Source organism: Nocardia sp. Tas62D01, assembly GCF_055232035.1.
In genome coordinates, this window is sequence record NZ_JBUYUZ010000001.1 from 8,907,803 (window position 1) to 8,925,523 (window position 17,721).

General features: G+C 64.6%; 22 protein-coding genes, 1 pseudogene and 1 riboswitch. Of the genes and pseudogenes, 16 read left to right on the plus strand and 7 right to left on the minus strand.

The window, feature by feature from the left end; genetic code table 11:
- Positions 1-148 precede the first annotated feature (148 nt).
- From ACV7NQ_RS43345 to ACV7NQ_RS43385, 9 genes and pseudogenes are all read left to right on the plus strand, one after another.
- Positions 149-1,378 (plus strand): aminotransferase class V-fold PLP-dependent enzyme, encoded by a 1,230-nt coding sequence (locus tag ACV7NQ_RS43345; protein WP_463364789.1) that lies wholly within the window; start codon positions 149-151, stop codon positions 1,376-1,378.
- A 238-nt stretch (positions 1,379-1,616) separates the two neighbouring features.
- Positions 1,617-2,600, plus strand: a complete 984-nt coding sequence (locus tag ACV7NQ_RS43350) for a heavy-metal-associated domain-containing protein (RefSeq protein ID WP_463364790.1) — start codon at positions 1,617-1,619, stop codon at positions 2,598-2,600.
- Positions 2,597-2,797, plus strand: a complete 201-nt coding sequence (locus tag ACV7NQ_RS43355; protein ID WP_463364791.1) for a hypothetical protein — start codon at positions 2,597-2,599, stop codon at positions 2,795-2,797. The genes ACV7NQ_RS43350 and ACV7NQ_RS43355 overlap by 4 nt, the downstream gene beginning before the upstream one ends.
- Before the next feature lie 30 nt (positions 2,798-2,827).
- A complete protein-coding gene (locus ACV7NQ_RS43360; protein ID WP_463364792.1) occupies positions 2,828-3,091 on the plus strand; it encodes a hypothetical protein in 264 nt (87 codons plus the stop codon).
- Positions 3,052-3,807: a type III PLP-dependent enzyme domain-containing protein gene (locus ACV7NQ_RS43365; protein ID WP_463364793.1), complete on the plus strand. Its 756-nt coding sequence runs from the start codon at positions 3,052-3,054 to the stop codon at positions 3,805-3,807. Before ACV7NQ_RS43360 ends, ACV7NQ_RS43365 begins: the two co-directional genes overlap by 40 nt.
- The gene (locus ACV7NQ_RS43370) at positions 3,797-4,564 is read left to right on the plus strand and encodes a pyridoxal-phosphate dependent enzyme (RefSeq protein ID WP_463364794.1); all 768 of its coding nucleotides are present in this window, start codon (positions 3,797-3,799) and stop codon (positions 4,562-4,564) included. The genes ACV7NQ_RS43365 and ACV7NQ_RS43370 overlap by 11 nt, the downstream gene beginning before the upstream one ends.
- On the plus strand, positions 4,497-4,979 hold the full coding sequence (locus ACV7NQ_RS43375; protein WP_463364795.1) for a TetR/AcrR family transcriptional regulator: 483 nt from the start codon (positions 4,497-4,499) through the stop codon (positions 4,977-4,979). The genes ACV7NQ_RS43370 and ACV7NQ_RS43375 overlap by 68 nt, the downstream gene beginning before the upstream one ends.
- Before the next feature lie 379 nt (positions 4,980-5,358).
- Positions 5,359-5,531: riboswitch (M-box (ykoK) riboswitch) on the plus strand.
- A gap of 254 nt (positions 5,532-5,785) precedes the next feature.
- Positions 5,786-6,064 (plus strand): annotated as a pseudogene (locus ACV7NQ_RS43380) (MgtC/SapB family protein); the annotation flags it as partial.
- Complete coding sequence (locus ACV7NQ_RS43385; protein ID WP_463366034.1) at positions 6,065-6,259, plus strand: AAA-associated domain-containing protein; 195 nt, start codon at positions 6,065-6,067, stop codon at positions 6,257-6,259.
- A gap of 2 nt (positions 6,260-6,261) precedes the next feature.
- On the opposite strand, the gene ACV7NQ_RS43390 is transcribed toward ACV7NQ_RS43385, so the two are convergent.
- A complete protein-coding gene (locus ACV7NQ_RS43390; RefSeq protein WP_463366035.1) occupies positions 6,262-6,720 on the minus strand; it encodes a tetratricopeptide repeat protein in 459 nt (152 codons plus the stop codon).
- Between the two features lie 89 nt (positions 6,721-6,809).
- On the opposite strand from ACV7NQ_RS43390, the gene ACV7NQ_RS43395 reads away from it, so the two are divergent.
- From ACV7NQ_RS43395 to ACV7NQ_RS43405, 3 genes are read left to right on the plus strand one after another with little or no spacing between them, the layout of a single operon-like run.
- A complete protein-coding gene (locus ACV7NQ_RS43395) occupies positions 6,810-6,983 on the plus strand; it encodes a hypothetical protein (RefSeq protein ID WP_463364796.1) in 174 nt (57 codons plus the stop codon).
- 17 nt (positions 6,984-7,000) lie between these two features.
- The gene (locus ACV7NQ_RS43400; protein WP_463364797.1) at positions 7,001-8,101 is read left to right on the plus strand and encodes an SPFH domain-containing protein; all 1,101 of its coding nucleotides are present in this window, start codon (positions 7,001-7,003) and stop codon (positions 8,099-8,101) included.
- A gap of 32 nt (positions 8,102-8,133) precedes the next feature.
- Positions 8,134-8,535, plus strand: a complete 402-nt coding sequence (locus tag ACV7NQ_RS43405; RefSeq protein ID WP_463364798.1) for a cold-shock protein — start codon at positions 8,134-8,136, stop codon at positions 8,533-8,535.
- A gap of 12 nt (positions 8,536-8,547) precedes the next feature.
- On the opposite strand, the gene ACV7NQ_RS43410 is transcribed toward ACV7NQ_RS43405, so the two are convergent.
- The gene (locus ACV7NQ_RS43410) at positions 8,548-8,844 is read right to left on the minus strand and encodes an SHOCT domain-containing protein (RefSeq protein ID WP_463364799.1); all 297 of its coding nucleotides are present in this window, start codon (positions 8,842-8,844) and stop codon (positions 8,548-8,550) included.
- A gap of 39 nt (positions 8,845-8,883) precedes the next feature.
- Between ACV7NQ_RS43410 and ACV7NQ_RS43415 the strand changes: the two genes are divergently transcribed.
- Positions 8,884-9,972 (plus strand): ATP-dependent DNA ligase, encoded by a 1,089-nt coding sequence (locus tag ACV7NQ_RS43415; RefSeq protein ID WP_463366036.1) that lies wholly within the window; start codon positions 8,884-8,886, stop codon positions 9,970-9,972.
- Positions 9,969-10,970 carry a non-homologous end-joining DNA ligase gene (gene ligD / locus ACV7NQ_RS43420; RefSeq protein ID WP_463364800.1) on the plus strand — a complete coding sequence of 334 codons (1,002 nt, stop codon included), beginning with the start codon at positions 9,969-9,971 and terminating at the stop codon, positions 10,968-10,970. The genes ACV7NQ_RS43415 and ligD overlap by 4 nt, the downstream gene beginning before the upstream one ends.
- 14 nt (positions 10,971-10,984) lie before the next feature.
- Here ligD and ACV7NQ_RS43425 read toward each other — a convergent pair whose 3' ends face one another.
- The 4 genes from ACV7NQ_RS43425 to ACV7NQ_RS43440 form a co-directional block, all read right to left on the minus strand.
- Positions 10,985-11,743, minus strand: coding sequence for a hypothetical protein (locus tag ACV7NQ_RS43425; protein WP_463364801.1), 759 nt, complete (start codon positions 11,741-11,743; stop codon positions 10,985-10,987).
- 276 nt (positions 11,744-12,019) lie between these two features.
- Positions 12,020-12,322: a hypothetical protein gene (locus ACV7NQ_RS43430; protein ID WP_463364802.1), complete on the minus strand. Its 303-nt coding sequence runs from the start codon at positions 12,320-12,322 to the stop codon at positions 12,020-12,022.
- A 91-nt stretch (positions 12,323-12,413) separates the two neighbouring features.
- The gene (locus ACV7NQ_RS43435; RefSeq protein WP_463364803.1) at positions 12,414-13,085 is read right to left on the minus strand and encodes a TetR/AcrR family transcriptional regulator; all 672 of its coding nucleotides are present in this window, start codon (positions 13,083-13,085) and stop codon (positions 12,414-12,416) included.
- Positions 13,069-14,214: an acyl-CoA dehydrogenase family protein gene (locus tag ACV7NQ_RS43440; RefSeq protein ID WP_463364804.1), complete on the minus strand. Its 1,146-nt coding sequence runs from the start codon at positions 14,212-14,214 to the stop codon at positions 13,069-13,071. The genes ACV7NQ_RS43435 and ACV7NQ_RS43440 overlap by 17 nt, the downstream gene beginning before the upstream one ends.
- A gap of 612 nt (positions 14,215-14,826) precedes the next feature.
- Here ACV7NQ_RS43440 and ACV7NQ_RS43445 point away from each other — a divergent pair.
- Positions 14,827-15,654, plus strand: a complete 828-nt coding sequence (locus ACV7NQ_RS43445) for a hypothetical protein (protein ID WP_463364805.1) — start codon at positions 14,827-14,829, stop codon at positions 15,652-15,654.
- Positions 15,655-16,291: 637 nt separating this feature from the next.
- Here ACV7NQ_RS43445 and ACV7NQ_RS43450 read toward each other — a convergent pair.
- On the minus strand, positions 16,292-16,759 hold the full coding sequence (locus ACV7NQ_RS43450) for a hypothetical protein (RefSeq protein ID WP_463364806.1): 468 nt from the start codon (positions 16,757-16,759) through the stop codon (positions 16,292-16,294).
- Positions 16,760-16,837: 78 nt separating this feature from the next.
- Between ACV7NQ_RS43450 and ACV7NQ_RS43455 the strand changes: the two genes are divergently transcribed.
- Complete coding sequence (locus tag ACV7NQ_RS43455; RefSeq protein ID WP_463364807.1) at positions 16,838-17,683, plus strand: hypothetical protein; 846 nt, start codon at positions 16,838-16,840, stop codon at positions 17,681-17,683.
- The last annotated feature ends 38 nt before the right edge of the window (positions 17,684-17,721 follow it).

Below are 17,721 nucleotides of genomic sequence, written 5' to 3' on the forward strand. Positions count from 1 at the left end.
AACCTTCGAACACATTTCGCAAAGTGCGTATCGTTGGTGACGTCCAGCGCGTTCTCGGAAGGGGGCGGCACTTTGCGTTCATCTGCGTCCGGGGTCGCATCTCACCCGGCCCTCGCGGCCGCCCGCGCCACTGACGCCGGGACCGCTGATGTCCGCACCTGCCGCCGTGCGCAAGCTGTTTCCGGCGCTCGCCGAGTCCACCGAGGTCTACCTCGACAGCGCGGCGACGACGCAGAAGCCATTGCCGGTCATCGACACCATCCATAGCTACCACAGCGCGCGCACCGCCAACTCGGGTCGTGGTGCCTACCCTTGGGCGACGAGTCTGACCGGACAGATCAGCAGAGTCCGGGACCGCACCGCCGCCTTCATCGGCGCCACGCACCCCGACGAGGTGGTCTTCACCGGCGGCGCGACCGCCGCGCTCAACGCCGTCGCCCTGTCCTGGGGGCTGGCCGCGCTGGAAGACGGCGACGAAATTCTCTACAACCCACGCGATCACGCCTCCAACGTCCACCCCTGGCATCATCTGCGCCGAGTGTTCGCGCGCTTCGGTCGGCGCATCGAGCTGGTCCCATATCGGGTGACCGCGCTGGGTGAGGCCGACACCGCCGACATCTTGGCCAAGGTCACTCCGCGCACCCGGCTGATCACCTCGAGCCACCTGCATCACGTCTTCGGCGGACTGACGACGCTGGAGGAACTGCGCGGCAAGCTCGATCCGGCGGTGCTGCTGTGTTTCGACTGCAGCCAGAGCGGCGGGCATATGCCGGTGGACGTCACCGAACTCGGCGCCGACTTCGCGGTGTTCGCCGCGCACAAGATGTTCGGCGCGCCCGGCACCGGAATCCTCTACTGCCACTGGCGAATTCACGATCAGCTCTTGCCTTTCCTGCCCGGCGGCAACTCTGGGGTGCGGCTGACCGACGACGGACTCGTCCCGGCGGACATGCCGGATCTGCTCGAGGGCGGCACCCAGAACATCCCCGGCATCCTCGCGTTGGGCAGTGCCCTGGAAGTTCTCGAATCCTTCGAGGTCGGGGCGATCGCCGCGCACAATCGCGAACTCACGCTCCGGCTCATCGAGCGGCTGAGACCCGTCCCCGGCCTGGAATTCCTGCCGGGACCCGCGCACGCACCGTGCGCCATCGGTTACGGGATCCTGTCGTTCACCCTCGCCGGAATTACCGCGACCGACCTCGGTTTCGTGCTGAGCGAGCTCGGTTTCCTCGTCCGCACCGGGACCCACTGCACCCCCGAGTCCGCCGACGACGATGCTGCCGACTCGGTTCGGGTCAGCACGCACATCTACAACACCGACGAGGAGATCGACCGCTTCACCCACTGTGTCATGACCATTGCGGAGGAGGTCACGTGAGCGAGCGCAGCGATCGACTTGTACACAGCGCCCGTGAGAACGACGGAGCCGAGCTCCGGCGAGGTGGCGTCGTGAGCAACGATGGCAACCCGCGCTACGACCGGCCGGGCCGCGTCCCGGGTGCTGGCCGCCCTGTCGGCCCTCTCAGGTCACCAGCGCGACGCACTGGATCGCGTGGACCGACAGCGACGGGATCCCCAACACCGGGCACTTCCGGGCCGACGGACTCGGTCCGTTGGTGCCGATCGCAATGCGCGAGACCGTGCTGACGCTGTGGCATGCGCTCAACGCAAATTCTGCTCTCGCCGAACACATCAGCGCGCTGGGCACGCGTGAACAAGCGGTGCTGGAGGGCACCACCACCGATCACGAACCGATGAACATCTTCCGCGTCGGCATCGAGGCCACCGGACGGGCGCTGGCCCAGCACGCGCTGCTGGCCAGGCAGACGCCGTACCGCAGCGCGGCCGAATTCGCCCATGGCATACACGATTCCGGGCTCTCCTCGGCCGTCGCCACCCGCTGGTATTGGGAGCTGCATGCCTCCAGCTATCGGCGCGGGATGATCCCGGTGACGCTCGCCGCACAGCCCGACGGAACAGTGCGCTACACGGCGGACACCGTCGCGACGCTGCGCGCGATGAAAGACGCCACCATCAAGGACGCGCATACGGTTATGCGCCGCGCCACCAGGGCGGAAGGGCTGAGCGTCGAGGACACGATCGCCAAGTACCACGACGATCTGGATCTCATCTCCCGCCAGTCCGCGCTGCTGCCGTCCAATACCCGGCCGGCCTGCCTGGCCGCGATGCCGCACCATCTCGGCGGCGGCCACTACACACTGCTGCCGCTGGTGGTGGACCAGTTCGTCGCGATCTTCGCGGAATTCGCCGAGCGCTGCGAGATAGCCGAGGTGCGCGCCGATCTCGACGAGATGACCGCCGACGGCGAGGCCACCGCCGAGGACCAGGTGTTCTACGTGCCGGACATGAACTGCAAGCACTGCGTCCGCACCATCACCGAAGTGCTCGAGTCGATGGGCATCAACGTCGTCGACATCGATCTGATCAGCAAACGAGTAGTCGCCGAATTCCGCAGTCCGCGCAATGGGGTTCGCGCGTTCGAGGCCATTCGGGACGGTGGGTACAACCCGGTCGCCGAGCAGCCGGTGCCCGCGAGCACCAAGCCATCGGAAGCCCAGCGCTCGGAAACCGCGGTATGACGGCGCCGCTACCGGCGCTACCCGCGAAAATCCATCCGCTGGTGCGCGCCTTCCTCGACACCCGCGACGCCGTCGAAGAAACGCTGATCCGTTTTGGCTCGCCGATCCACCTGGTATTCCCGCAGGTGTACACCGAGAACCTGAACCACCTTCGCGCGGTTCTCGACCGGGAGCTGCCGCAGTACCGAATCTGCTAGGCGCACAAGGTAAACAAGTCGCATGCCTTCGTGAGCGCCGCCGAGCACGCCGGCATCGGTATCGATGTCGCCTCCCCGCAGGAGTTGAGTAGCGCCATCGGCGCGGGGTTCGACCCGACGCGGATCGAGGTCACCGGTCCGAAAGGCGAAGCCTTTCTGCGCGAACTGATCGATTGCGGCGTCACCATCAATGTGGACAATCTGTGGGAACTGCGGCGCATCACCGAGTTGGCCGGTGATGCGCCGAAGTACCGGTGCTGCTGCGCGTTTCGGGACTCGAGGACACCGCGGTGAGCCGCTTCGGCGTGCCGCTGGCGCATATCGACCGTGCCTTCGACTTGCTCTCGGCGAATCGAGGCCGAATCACATTCCTCGGCTTCGCCTTTCACATCGATTCGGGCAACCTCGCCGAGCGCATCCGAGCGATCGATGCCTGCCTTGCGTTGGTGGAGCAGGCCTATGGGCACGGATTGACGCCATCGGTATTGAACATCGGCGGCGGTTTCCGGCAGGTGTTCACCGCCGACGCGGCCCGGTTCGGCTACGTGCTGGCACTGCCCGAGGCGCTGCTCGGCCGCGGCGAGCCGATGAGCTGGGCGAACCATGCCTTCGGCTATCACGTCGATGGCGGTGCAGTGCACGGGATTCCGGTTTTCCACAAGTACGCCAATACCACTCCGGCGACGAAGATGCTCGCCGATCTTCTCGCCGCACCGTTGGAGCGCCACGGCGGACGCACCGTGGCGCAGGTGGCCGGGGACAATCTCCTGGATATTTGGCTGGAACCCGGTAAGGCCCTTGTCGATCACGCCGGGGTGACCGTGGCCGAGGTGGAGTTCGCCAAGCACTGGCCGTCGCACACCAGGCGGACAGTTTCCAGGTGTACCGCGACGGCGACTACAAACCCCATGTGTCGGCGGGGCTTGCGCCCCCGCGCGGGACGCCCCCGCGCGGCCCGTACCGACCGGCGGTGTTGCACCGACCCTCCGGAGCGCCGTAATGCGCTATGACCACATCACCGAACTCATCGGCAACACCCCGCTGCTACGCCTCGATCCGGCCGTGCACGGCCTGGACAACGTCGAGCTGTATGCAAAACTGGAGTCGCACAATTCTTTCGGCTCAGTCAAGGACCGCGTCGCGTGGGGCATGATCCGTGACGATCTCGACCGGATCCGGGCCGATAGCCAGACCTTGATCGAGGCATCGAGCGGCAATACCGCGAAGGCGCTGCGAATCCTGGGCGCGATATACGGCGTCGGACTGCGCGCGGTGACCAATCGGATCAAGGTCGCCGAGGTGCGTGACCTGTTGCAGATGTTCGGCACCGACATCGTGGAGCTGCCCGGCCTGTCCGAATGCCCCGACCCGACCACACCGAACGACCTGTACTCGGTCATCGAGGCCACCCTGGCCAAGGAACCGGACGCCTACTACCACGCCTCGCAATACACCAACGAGAAGAACATCGAGGCCCACTATTACGGCACGCCGCGGCCCACGACCGCGGCGCGGGTCCATACAGGCGATGTTCGCCAAGCGTTAATGTGTGGCGGTGCAGACAGGGCAGGAATCAGACGACGACGGTCCCCGGATCTGGGGCGGCACGACGCTCACCGAACGCAGGGAGGCGCGCCGGGCCGCGCTGCTCGAGGCTGCGCTGGACCTGATCGGGGAATCCGGCGCGGCCGGAGTCACCATGCGCGCGGTGTGCCGGCGGGCCAACCTCACCGACCGGTACTTCTACGAGAGCTTCGCCAGCCGTGACGAACTCCTGGATCTGCTCTACCGGAAGGTGGCCGACGAGTTCCTGGAACCGATGACCGCGTTCGCCGTGACCGACGACCCGTCCCGCGACCGCGAGCTGTCCGCGGTTCTGGTCGACAAGGTGCTCGACGATCCCCGCAAGTCACGCCTGTTTCTGGTCGAGCCCTATTCCAGCACCGGCCTCGGCCAGACCACCGTCGCGGTAATGCCAGTGTTCACCCGGCTGATGCAGGACCACCTGTTCGCCTACATCGAGGACCCGGTGCGCCGCCGCCTGGCCGCCGTCACTATGGCCAGCGGCAATGCCGGCATGTTCTCGGCCTGGCTGAACGGTTCGCTGCGCGCGACCCGGGAGCAAATCATCGACCACTGCGCCGAGACGATCGCCGCCTATCGCTCCCTGTACCGGTCCTAACCAGACCGATCACGATTGAAGACGGCTGCCTTCACTTCCAGGCTCTTGGAAGACCATCAACCAGGCCGGCAGAAGATTCTGTTCGGCCACCCGTCACCGACTTCGGCAAGGTACGACAGATCCTGTCCGACAACCACATTCGCATGAACTGGGCGCTGAGAGTGCCGCGCAAGCCCAGAGTCGACGAGGCGCGCTCGACTCGGATCTACGGCGAGGCGCTCTGTTACGCGGGCGTCTGCGAGGTGAATCCGTAAGGACGCCAACGGCTCCACCGATGAGCCGCCGTCACCCGCGAGGGAGGTGGTGGCGGTTTCTCGTGCGACGACCCTCACATACGAGTTGCCAAGACTTTCGTCGGGGTGTTTACTTGCCAACGCAAGGTGCCGATCGTTCGCTGAGGCTCCTTCACGGATACAGGCCAGCGACCCCGAACGTCGAGAGACGCCCCGGGTCAGGACAGATCTCCCCGGATTAAGGGGTGATCCCGATTGGCTCCCGACGGCTGTCGGGTTCACGCCGTGAAGTGCCAAAGGTCTTACGAGGAGGGGTACCACCGGCGCTTTCTGTAAAGAAAAGACACCAGCGCCAGGTTCCTCACGCACGCTCTGCGACGATTAGGTATAGGCGCGCCCGACTTGCCGTGCGCACAGTAGCCGAAGGAGGTGAGCCGGATGCCCGGCGGAGATAGTCCGGTACCCCTGTTAGCCAACTATTCACCCGGCAACACCTCCACAGCTGATTTCGGAGCGGGACGAGCCCCGTGGCCTGCTGTTCGAGGGTGCGCTTGACCAGTCAGGGAGTGCGTGATGTCAACGGTAGAGATGATCGTTCGGCTGCTCGCCGGTGTCGGCCTCGGCACCGTGATCGGGTTCGAACGGCAGTACCGGGCTATGAGGGCCTGCCTGCGCACCAATGCGCTCGTCTCTGCGGGCACGACCCTGTTCGTCCTGCTTTCGGCCAACGGATTCGAAGGCGTCAGTGCCGACCCGACGCGGGTGGCGGCCCAGATCGTGTCCGGCATCGGCTTTCTCGGCGCGGGCGTCATCATCCGTGACGGGTTGAACGTGCGCGGCCTGAATACCGCGGTGCGCGCCGGCTTCTTCCTGGACCTCCTGCGCCGCGGCTTCGGCCCCGAAGACGCGCGCCGCCAGCTGGATATCGCCATCGACTGGGGCCGCTACGCCGAGCTCTACGACTACGACACCGACTCCGACCGCATTACCGCGGACCCGGCGGCGCGGATTTTCGAGGCGGCGGGGTCGCGCGAGGCTACCCGCTGACGCTAGCCCTCGAACTGGGCGCGCCAGAATTCCAGATTGCTTCGGGTGAGTTGCGTGTGGGCGTTGACGGGGCCGAGGATGTTTTCCTGGTCGGCGAGCAGTTGCTCGTATTCGGCGATGACGCCGGCGATGTCGCCTGCTTCGCCGTGGCAGGCGGCGAGACAGTTGCGGGTGTAGAGAGTATCGGGGTGGTCGGGGCCGAAGATACGGATCTGATCAGTGAGCAGGGATTCGTACGCACTGATGGCTCGGGCGGTGTCACCGTCTTCGCGCAACCAGCGGGCGATGCTATTTCGAGTGCGCACGGTTTGGGCGTGTTCCCGCCCGAGCATGCGTTTCTGGTCGTCCAGTAGCTGTTCGAATTCGGTGAGAGCGAGGTCGATTTCACCCGCCATGGCTCGGCTGCGGGCGAGATCATGACGGGTGCGCAGGTTTCGGGATCGGCGCGTACGCTGACAGATCTGGTGTCTAGTCCGAGGAGTTCACCGAGATGACCGACCCCGTGCGGGGTTTGACGGGTACGCTGACAGCGCCGATTCGGGGTGCTGGAATGCTGGGTGAAGTTTTGGTGGCGATTCGCGGGGGAACGGAGCTGTATATCGCGCGGGCGGAGGAGCCGATTTCGGCCGGAACCGCCGTGTTGATCATCACCGTCAATCCGGGACGCATCGTCGATGTGGTGCCGTGGATTCCATTGGATCCGGATCTGCCCGAGAAAATGTAAACAGTAAGGGAGTCGACGTGCTGGGGTATCACGTACCTGATCCGGACGAGGCGATGCTCGTCAGCGGTGCCAAGAGCAGGGACGACGTGCCGTTCGTGGTGGTGATCGGGCGCGGCAAATGGGTCATGCCGTTGTTCCGCAAGGTGAGCTATCTATCGCTGGCGATGTTCGAGGCGGAGATCAAGGAGCGGTGCGTCACCAAGCAGGCCATCCAGCTCGAGGTGCGCGCGGTGATCGCGTTCAAGGTCGCCAACGACGAGAAGTCGATCGTCAATGCGGCGCAACGGTTCCTGTCCGAACAGGAGCAGGAGATGTCGGTGCTCACCGGACGTATCTTCTCCGGTCATCTGCGTTCGATCGTCGGTTCGATGACGGTCGAGGAGATCATTCGGGAACGGCAGCGGCTGGCCGACGAGGTGCTGGTCGCCTCGAAGGTGGAGATGGGCAATATCGGGCTTTCGGTGGATTCCTTCCAGATCCAGTCCATCGATGACGGCAACCTCGGTTACATCACCGCGCTGGCGGCGCCGCACAACGCGGCAGTCCAGCGCGACGCACAGATCGCACAATCGCAGGCCGCGCAGCACGCGGCCGAGGCCGAGCAGGAATCGTTGCGCCGCCAGGCCGAATACGCGCGCGAAACCGCGATTCTGCGGGCCGAGTACCAGCGCGATATCGACAAGGCCAATGCCGAGGCCGCACAGTCCGGACCGCTCGCCGAGGCCAAGGCCATGCAGGAGGTGCTGACCGCGCAGGCCGAGCAGGCCCGCAAGGAAGCCGAACTGCGCGAACAGCAATTACAGGCCGAGGTGGTGAAACCCGCACTGGCAGAGGCGGAACGGGTCCGCATCCTGGCCGAGGCCGAAGCCGACCGGACCCGGATCCAGGCCGACGCGGCCGCCTCGAACAACCGAATCGCGTTGGACCAGTTGCTGATCGAGCAGTTGCCGGAAATCGTCAAGCAGGCATCGAACGGGCTGGCCAACGCGAACCTCACCGTGCTCAACGGGCCGGACGGGGTCGGTGAATTGGTCAACGGAATGGTCGGCCAGGGCCTCACCGTATTCAACTCGTTACAAAAAGCGCTTTCATCCAACGACGGGGAAAATGCGGGCTAAAGTGGCCGAATAGCGACGGCGGCGAGGAGCGGGTGTTGGTGTCCATAGGGAAATTGGTGTCGTTCGACAGCTCTCGGGGGTTCGGGTTCATTCGTCCCGATGATGGTGGCCCGGATGTGTTCGTGCACGTGAACGACATAGGTCTGGACGAGGACGAGTTGCGTCAGGGCAGAGTGTTCGAATTCGATGTGACCGAGGGCGACCGCGGACCCAAAGCAGTCAACCTGACCGTGGTCGGCGGTCAGCCGACACCCCCCGCTCCTCGCCACAAAAAGGATAGAGCAGCGTCCTCCGGCCAGCTGACCGCCGCCGAACACAAGCGCCTGATCACCGAGCTACTCCTGGACGCGAGTCCCGCCCTCACCGCGGGCGAGATCCTCACCATCCGCGACCGGCTCACTGTCTTCGCCGACCAGCAGGGCTGGTTGGACTGAGCAGTCGGAACGTCAACTCAGTAGCTGCAACTTCGCCGGTGCGAATCCCTCATCGGACAGCGCGCCTGATTCGTACAGCGCGCCCAACTTTCGCAACTTGACCACCAGGTCCTCCTCCGCCGCTGCCTGCGGTACGGGCGTAACCAGCGCCGGATAACCCGACGCCTGCTGTTCGGCGTAGGCACGACGTTCTTCCCCACCGACACCACCGCGGCCAAGTCGCCGGAAGTTCACGATGTTGTCGGACCGGGGACCTACGATCGAGCCGGAGCCGCGCCCGTGCGAAACCGATGAATCCTGGTCGACCACGACGTCAACATGGGTGAGGAACAACCCGAGGAGGATCGTGTGGACCTACCGGTGATGCCGCCCGTCCGGCCGATGCTGGCGAAAACGGCGCCGTCCGTGCCGCGCGAGCCGGGCCTGAGTTACGAACCGAAATGGGACGGCTTTCGCTGCGTCGTTTTCCGTGACGGCGACGAGATCGAACTCGGTTCGCGCAACGACCGCCCGCTGACCCGGTATTTCCCAGAGGTCGCCGAACTGCTGAAGCAGGCGCTGCCGGACAAGTGTGTGGTGGACGGCGAAATTGTGGTGGTCACCGACCAGGGCCTGGATTTCGACACGCTGCAAAATCGGCTGCATCCTGCGGCGTCCCGGGTGAAAAAGCTGGCTAAGGAGACACCGGCCAGTTTCGTCGCCTTCGACCTGCTCGCGCTCGGCGACAAGGACCTGACCGGAGAACCGTTCGCCGAACGCAGGCGACTGCTGGAAACCATACTGGACACCGAACTCGCGCGGGTGCACCTCACGCCGATCACCCAAGATCCCGACGTAGCCGAGGACTGGTTCACCCGCTTCGAGGGCGCCGGTTTCGATGGCGTCATGGTGAAGTCGAATGAGCTGACCTACCTGGAAGACAAGCGGGTGATGCTCAAGGTAAAGCACGAGCGCACCGCGGACTGCGTGGTGGCTGGTTTCCGCTGGCACAAGGATGGCGAAGGCATCGGTTCGCTGCTGCTCGGACTTTTCGACGACGAAGGGCATATGCATCACGTCGGGGTGGCGAGCAGTTTCACGGCGGCCAAACGTAAGTCGCTGGTCGAGGAGCTGAAACCGTTGCGGGAGAACGCACTCGAGAATCATCCGTGGCGCGAGTGGGCGGACGCTGCGGCGCAGGCGAAGGCCGACGGCAAGATGCCGGGCGGCGTGAGCCGGTGGACCGGCGGCAAGGACCTGTCCTGGGAGGCGCTACGGCCGGAGCTGGTGGCCGAGGTCCGCTATGAACACGTGCAATCCGGCCGGTTGCGCCACGGCGGCAGGCTGGTCCGTTTCCGCACCGACCGCACGCCGGAATCGTGCACCTATGCCCAGCTCGACGAGGTCGCGCCCGCCGAATTGAGCACCCTTTTCACCGAAGCCCAGGAAAAGCGATGAGCGAGTCCGTCGATATCGAGGTGGACGGCAGAACCGTCACCATCAGCAATCCCGACAAGGTCTATTTCACCAAGCGCGGCGAAACGAAGCTCGACCTCGTGCACTACTACCAGGCGGTGGCCGAACCGTTTCTGAACGTGGTCGGCAATCGTCCGCTGCTGCTGGAGCGCTATCCCGACGGCGCGTCGGGCAAGTCGTGGTTCCAGAAGCGGGTGCCGAAATCCGCGCCGGACTGGCTGCACACTGTCGAGGTCTCCACCCCCAACGGCACCACGAGCGATGCTCTCGTGGCGCACGATCTCGCGCACATTTTGTGGGCGGTGAACCAGGGCTGCCTGGGTTTCCATGTCTGGCCCAATCATGTGGACGATCTGAAGATCGCCGACGAGTTGCGCATCGACCTGGATCCTTCCCCCGGCATCACCTTCGACGATCTCAAGCAGGCCGCCGTACTCACCCGTGAGCTGTTCACCGAACTCGGCATCGCGTCGTCGATCAAGACCTCCGGCTCCCGCGGCTTGCACATTTACGTGGCGCTGGAGCCGAATTGGGATGGTTACCAGGTCCGCGCCGCCGCCGTCGCCCTGGCTCGCGAACTGGAGCGCCGCCATCCCGACGAGATCACCGCGCAGTGGTGGAAGGAGGAACGCGGCAGCCGCGTGTTCATCGACTTCAACCAGAACGCCCCGCACAAAACGGTTTTCGGCGCCTGGTGTGTGCGCCCGAAGGTCGGCGCCCAGGTCTCCACGCCGATCCCCTGGTCCGAACTCGATACCGTAGTTCCCGACGAACTCACCATCGCCACCGTGCCCGCCCGAGTTGCCGAACTCGGCGATCCGTGGGCGGACCGTGCCGCGCAGTCGATCGAACCGCTGCTGGAGATGTCCGAGCGAGATCTGGCCTCCGGCCTCATGGACGCTCCGTGGCCGCCGCAGTATCCGAAGATGCCCAACGAGCCGCCCCGCGTCCAGCCCAGCCGCGCGAAGAAGGCGGATTAGCTGCTAGGGACGCGCTATTCGGTCCACAGCACCCACACCTTGCCATCGCACGCCAGCGCGCGACCGTCCGCGCTGCGGGCGCTTTTCGTTCCGGAAGAGTCGCACTTGGTCCCGGCCTCCTGGACGGCGGTCGCGATGGTATAAGGGGCCGACCATTGGTAGTTGCCGCTGGCGCCCGTCGGGGACAGGCACAGCAGGGTGCTACCGTCCGCCGCGGTGCCGATCAGCGCGGGCTCCGAGCAGGACATGCCCTTCTTCGGCGTAACCAAGTTGGTCGCCGCGGACGTCGTCGTCGTCGCGGTCGGCGCCGCCGTGGTGGGGGCGGCGGTAGTGGCGGCGATGGTCGGTTGCGGCGCGACGCTCGTTATCTCCGTGGCCTTGTTCGCCCGGGTCACCGCGCCGGACCAAGCGCTGCCGGATAGTACGAAGAAGCCCGCGAGCGCGGTCACCTCCGCCACTCCGATCATCAGCGCGAATACCGCCATCGTTTTGCCACGGGGGTGGCTGAAGGCGATGAAGCCGAACACGATCGCGACCGGAAACAATCCGAGCAACGCCGCCACCAACGCGACAACGGAATACGGATTGACGATCGGCGGAATCTCTATGCGTAGCCGACCGGTCCGCCTGCGGCCCTCGTATTCCGGTTCCGGACGACGTTCCTCATTCTCCGCCGCCTCCGGCCACCGTTCGTCGGTCTGCGCCCCGGGCCAGCGGCCTTCCTGCTGTGCCTCCGACCATCGCTCGCCCTCCTTGCGTTCCGTCCGTGCCATGCCAGGTCCCTCTCCACACCACCAAACCGCGCAGGAACCTCGAACTGCCCGGACCCGCCCCGATACCGACACACAATAAGGGCGAACAGCGGCCAAATCATCCGGAAACGTCCAATCGGTCGTCACCAAAACGTAATATTGACACTCCGGTTGATGCCACAACCACCCGTGCGGCACAAGCAGCGCGGCGGCGGCGGCTCGTAGCAATGAATTAGCAAACACCCCTCGCGGATCGAACGGCGAAGGTTCACGCTGATCAGCAGGTGCGATCCCTGGTCAGGCTCCGGCTTCGGCGAAGAAGGATCCATGTTCGGCAACACGAGTTCCGACGGTCGGCCCTGGCATGCGCAGGCAGGTGATCTGCTCGGCGACAAATGTAATGTGCCGGGTCTCATACTGTGTGCGCTCGGCATCGTGGTCATGGCGTGCATGCTCACCGCGGCGGGCTACGGATTCAGCGGCTGGACGCAGATCGGCGCGATCGCGACCGCCGCGCTGTGGATCGCGGGCATCGGCGCACTGGTCGTAGAGCATCGCCGTGAGGAAGTGATCGAGCTGAAGTACGGCAGGCCTGGGCATCCGCCGGGCATGTGCCCTACAGCGGGGCATCGCGACGCCGGGCGCGCCTGCCTCGGAACTGACGAACTAACGGTGGCGTGCCGCCGACGGATCAGCGTCGGTGGTCCACTTTCGGCATGGTTTCGGTCACCAGCGTCATCAGCATGTCGGCGAGCAGTTCGTGCACCTGGTCGCGGGTGAGCGTGCCACGGGTGATCCATTCCCGGCCCGCCACTTTCACCAGACCGCCGAAGGCGCGGACCATGGCGCGCAACTGCGCGTCGTGTGCCGAATCGGCGCGCCCGACCATCAGCAAGGTCCGCTCGGCGGCCGCGTCGTCGGCCTGATCGAGGATGTGCTGCACCTCGGGGTCGTTGCCGACGCCCTCGTGGCTGGTCACCTTCACCCAGGTGCTGCCGTGCTCGGAGATCACATCCAGCAGCCAGTGCACACTGGCCTCGACGCGTTCCCGATCGGTGCCGCTCGGCGTCACCATGTCGTCGAGCCGCGGCAGCGTAACCATCCGGCGCACCACCGCGAGGTAGAGGTCGCGCTTGTTGCCGAAGTAATGGTTGATCAGGCCGCGCGCCACCCCGGCGCGCTGTGCCAGCTCCGCGGTCGAGACGGCCGCGTACGGTCGTTCGCCGAACATGTCGATCGCGCAGGCGAGGATCTGCGCGCGCCGCTCGTCGGGCTCGAGCCTGCGCCGACGCGGCTGCGCCTCGTCGGCGGATGGGTCCGCCGACGAGGCCGTCTCGCTCCGGATTTCAGAGAGACCGGGCAATGAGATCCTTCATCACCTCGTTGCTGCCCGCGAGGATGCGCAGCACGCGGGCACCGGTGTAGAGCTGGGAAATCGGATACTCCGTCATGTAGCCGTAGCCGCCGAACAATTGCAGGCAGCGGTCCACCACAATACCGAGTTGGTCGGTCAACCAATACTTGGACATCGCAGCTGTGGGAATGTCCAGTTCGCCGCGCAGGTGCTTGACGATGCAGTCGTCGAGGAAGGTGCGACTAATCTTCGCGATGGTCGCGCACTCAGCCATCTCGAATTTCGTGTTCTGCATCGCGAACAGCGGCTTGCCGAACGCCTCGCGGCCCTTGGTGTAGTCGACGGTCAGCGCGACAGCCTTCTCCATCATGGCCACCGCGATGATCGCGGTCACCAGGCGCTCCTGGGCCAGCAGCTGCATCATCTGATAGAAACCCTGGCCCTCGGCCTCGCCGAGCAGGTTGCCCGCGGGCACCCGTAGGCCGTCGAAGAACAGCTCCGCGGTGTCCTGGGCCTTGCCGCCGATCTTGTTCAGAATGCGGCCGCGCTTGAACCCCGGGGTGTCGTCGCCGATCTCGGCGAAGATCAGTGAGACGCCTGCGGCGCCCATGGTCGGGTCGGTCTTGGCGGCGATGATGATGCCATCGCACAGCCAGCCGTTGGTGATGAAGATCTTCGACCCGGTAATGACGTATTCGTCGCCCTCACGGACCGCGCGGGTCTTGATGTTCTGCAGGTCCGAGCCGGTGCCGGGTTCGGTCATGCCGATGGACAGCATCATCTCACCGCCAGCCGCCTTGGGCAGCACCCGCCGCTTCAGCTCCTCGGATCCGAATTCGTTGAGGTAGGGCGCGATGATCGAGCTGTGCACGGGCATGCCGAGGGCGCCGTCACCCGCGAACGCCTGCTCCTCGATGATCGCCGCGTCGTGTGCGAAAGTGCCGCCACCACCGCCGTATTCGCTCGGCAACGCGGTGCACAGCAGGCCGAGCTCGCCGGCCCGGTTGTACAGCGCGCGGTCAGGATGCCCCTGGGCGACGAACTTCTCCTCGTGCGGGACGACTTCCTTTTCGAAGAAGGTCTTGGCCAGGTCCCGTACCGCCTCGACCTCGTCATCACTCCATGCGGCGCGTGCCATCGCAGAATCCTTTGCCTATCGCGCGAGCCTCCGCACCCGCGTCTCATCATGAGATTGGCGCACTATTGGCATGATGTCAACAAAGCGGGCATACAGCAGGTCGAGGCGGGTTCATGAGGTTGAAATGCGGATCACGCGGTCGGCCGCGCCTGGTTCATGCAACCACTCTTCGGCCAATCCGGATCCCCCGAACTTCACGTCGCTCGCCGCCGTCGACCATGAATCGTCGAACCACAAGGGCCCGAGAATCGATCGCATCGATCTGTTGACCGTCGCCGATTCGGTCGGGTTCGATCGCGTTGAGCGACGCTCGGAGGGACAAATTTCCCCAAGGTTTCCCCCAAATCTCCCGGGATCGACCTGACGCCCACTGTTTGCTACTCCTCGAATCAACGGGAAAAGGCCATGGCGACGTTACTCAGACGTGGGATTTCTCGTGCGCCACCGGAACTGACGGTGTTGACGTGCCGCTTCTACGGGTGATCGAATCCCCGACGACAACCACCCACCCGACGGAGCTAGACCCTCTCGACGGTGGCTACAAAAAATGCCCCTCAGCGGATCTAGACCATCCGCCAAGGGGCTGATGCCAGGAAGAAGGACCTTCCCGACATGACCATTATCACCATGCCAACGCGCCGACGGCGTGTCCAGGCTGCGGGTCTGTTCGACGTCGACTTCGATTTCACTGAACAGCAGAACCGCGCACGGAAACGCTTGGCTGAGCAGACTGACGAAGCGTTCGTCGACGCAAAATCCGACGATGAACTGCTCGCCGAACGCGCCGTCGAGGAGGATATCCGGGCTCTGGCCCGCATCGCTCGCCTGAACACCGCGAAAGACGCTCATCGGCACCGGGAACGACGGCGGCGTCTCGAAATTGCTGATGCCGAGGCGCACGCGGACGCCATCGCCACGCATCGACGTGTCGCCAGCCCCGCTGCCCGGGTCGGACGGCTATTCCGTAGCTCACAGTGGGTGTCACGCGTCATGAATGGCGTCGTGGTGACGGGCGTGCTGTGGGGATCGGTCAACGTGCAGAACAACCTGATGGCGGGGTCCGCCATCGCGGACCCTCGCTATTGGCTTGCATTCCTCGTCGAGCCGCTGATCACGCTGCCACTCATTGCGATCATGTACCTTGCGACGACGGCGTCCCGAGAGGGGCACGCGATCGTCAAGTCGAAGATTGTCACGATCGAGGCAGCGTTGTTGCTACTGAGTGTCATGCTAAATGTCATTCCGCATGTCGCAGCTGGTGACATCCAGGCGACGATCGAGTTCGCCATCGCTCCGCTGATGATTGCGGCTGTCGTGTGGATGCATTCGTTTGCAGCTGGTGAGTTCGCCATGATGATCGGCAACAGCCCCGCCATGGCTGATCCCGTCGCGGTCGACGCTCCCGAATCAGCGTTGGACCTGATGGCTGACGCTGCTTGACTGCGCCCGGCCGGTTCCCCCATCGGCACAACTGATCACGGCAATTCTGACGTGCAAGCCGATGGCGCTGGCTGCGCAGCGATAGGCGCCGCCAAACCCCCGCCACCAGTGTCGTCTTGCGGCCGGGGAGGTTCCAATCCCTACACAGCCTGGGGAGTCAGAACTTCCGCGCGCGGCGTGTGTGAATCATCGGGACGCGGGAGCTTGGCACTTCGGCACTTCGCCTGGGGCAGGCTTGCTCGCGTGCTGTGCCGGACCAACTTCCGGGGGACGGCGTGGCCGTTGGGGCCGTGACCCGTTGTGCGTCAAGACAACCCGAGCGTGGGTGCATCACGCGTTGCGCGTCTTGCTATCGCTTCTTGCGGGGATCCCCACATGCGGGGTCGTCATCCGCGCGTCGTGATGGCAGCATTCGACGCGAATCGGGCTGTGTTCGTGCGGCTTTCGCGCCGCAACGGTGGAACCGCTTTGCCAAGCCGAAGTAGTTGGTTAATAATCAGGGGCAGCTCGGCCGGTTCAGGCTGGGCGCTCAGCGCGAACGGGCCGCTCGAGGCCTTGCGTTGGACGCGGACGGGATTCTGCGAATCATCTGCGGTTGCTGTATGTCGCATGTGTTGATTCGACGACCCATGCCAGTTCACATGGATGACATGGCGTGCCTCTCGGGTCCGCGATTGGTCCCGATGTGCTGAGGAACGTTAATGGTGCTGGTCCGTGCCGACGATGATCCGTCGCCTTTTTGCGCTCGAAGGTTTGTTGCCATTGCCGTTGCCTGCGGGAGTTCGGCGTGAAGGTAGTCATCCGTCGGCGCCACCACTCCACCGATGACTCCGCCAGAGGTCGGTCGGGCAAGGATATGGTCGCCAAGCTTGGGAACAGGGTCGAGCACGCGCGAGCCATTCTGCCGTTGCAGGCCGATCCGGCTCTGGCACAGGCGATGTCGTTCGGCGAGATCGAGAAAGAGCGTCGATTTCAAGAGTGGATGCGGGATCAGATCAGGCGTCAGAGCAAGCGTCTTGCGAAGCGCGCCTTGGCCTCCGAGTATCGCGAGCACGTGGATGCCGCTCGGATCAGACAACAAGACGTTGCCGATCGTCGGTGGCACGAGCGGGCCCTGGCCGCGCGACGCCGCGCGACGAGTTCGGATGCACTGATCGCGATGCTGCACCGCAAGGCCGTGTGGATGTCGAGGTGGATGTACGGCGCAATGGCAGTCGGCTTGGTGTGGTCGGCGATCAACGTAGCCACCAATTACGGGCGCACCTTCGGGCCAGGTGGACCCCGCGTAGCGCTCTGGATCATCAGCTTCGGCATCGAAGCAATGGTCTCGATCCCGATCTTGCAGATCATGGACCAGGCGACAACCGCTGCGCGGATCGGCCAACAAGTCGACCGCGCCAAAATCATCGCGTTCGAGATACCCCTGCTCATGGTCACGGTCGGGCTCAACGCCGGTCCCCATCTGCAGGCTGGGGACACCCTCGGGGTGGTGCTGTACAGCGCTGCCCCGGTCATGGTCGTGGTCGGTATGTGGCTGCACACCTGGATGGCCGCCCGGTACGCCAAGATGATCGAGGGAATCTCACCCATCCCAGCGGCCGCAGCCCCGAAGCGGATGCCCAGCCACACTGCTGACCAGACCTCCAGTCCTATCGCTTCTAGCGCACGCGATCTTGTATCCACAGTCTTGGTGGATGAGCAATCGATCCATGCCAGTGCGACGTCACTCCACCAGGCTGTCGCCGGGGTGTTCGAGCCGCGGGAGCAACCACTGGACGCGTGTGAGCGCATCGCGCGCAAGATGATCGAGCAAAGAAGCGCGAAGGTGCCCAAAGATCATCTTCTCGCCGTACTGCGCCTAGCACAGGCAGGCTGGAACGCCAATGCGATCGCGATCGAGATGAGACGCATCACCGCCACGTCGATCTACCGATCCACGATCGACCCCCACATCCTCTGCGCGAAATCGATAGGTCTGGAAATCCCCGTCTCACGGCTGGAGGTCACTCCCACCATACGAACCGCCTGAACCAACAGCCAGTCCATCCCAGATTTGCACTGCACGGT

Coding starts and splice junctions, on each gene's coding strand:
- ligD (WP_463364800.1), top strand. CDS start 9,969: ATGAGCGAGTCCGTCGATATCGAGGTGGACGGCAGAACCGTCACCATC.
- ACV7NQ_RS43440 (WP_463364804.1), bottom strand. CDS start 14,214: ATGGCACGCGCCGCATGGAGTGATGACGAGGTCGAGGCGGTACGGGAC.
- ACV7NQ_RS43345 (WP_463364789.1), top strand. CDS start 149: ATGTCCGCACCTGCCGCCGTGCGCAAGCTGTTTCCGGCGCTCGCCGAG.
- ACV7NQ_RS43455 (WP_463364807.1), top strand. CDS start 16,838: ATGTCGAGGTGGATGTACGGCGCAATGGCAGTCGGCTTGGTGTGGTCG.
- ACV7NQ_RS43395 (WP_463364796.1), top strand. CDS start 6,810: ATGCTGGGTGAAGTTTTGGTGGCGATTCGCGGGGGAACGGAGCTGTAT.
- ACV7NQ_RS43370 (WP_463364794.1), top strand. CDS start 3,797: ATGCGCTATGACCACATCACCGAACTCATCGGCAACACCCCGCTGCTA.
- ACV7NQ_RS43355 (WP_463364791.1), top strand. CDS start 2,597: ATGACGGCGCCGCTACCGGCGCTACCCGCGAAAATCCATCCGCTGGTG.
- ACV7NQ_RS43430 (WP_463364802.1), bottom strand. CDS start 12,322: ATGCCCAGGCCTGCCGTACTTCAGCTCGATCACTTCCTCACGGCGATG.
- ACV7NQ_RS43425 (WP_463364801.1), bottom strand. CDS start 11,743: ATGGCACGGACGGAACGCAAGGAGGGCGAGCGATGGTCGGAGGCACAG.
- ACV7NQ_RS43375 (WP_463364795.1), top strand. CDS start 4,497: ATGCGCGCGGTGTGCCGGCGGGCCAACCTCACCGACCGGTACTTCTAC.
- ACV7NQ_RS43445 (WP_463364805.1), top strand. CDS start 14,827: ATGACCATTATCACCATGCCAACGCGCCGACGGCGTGTCCAGGCTGCG.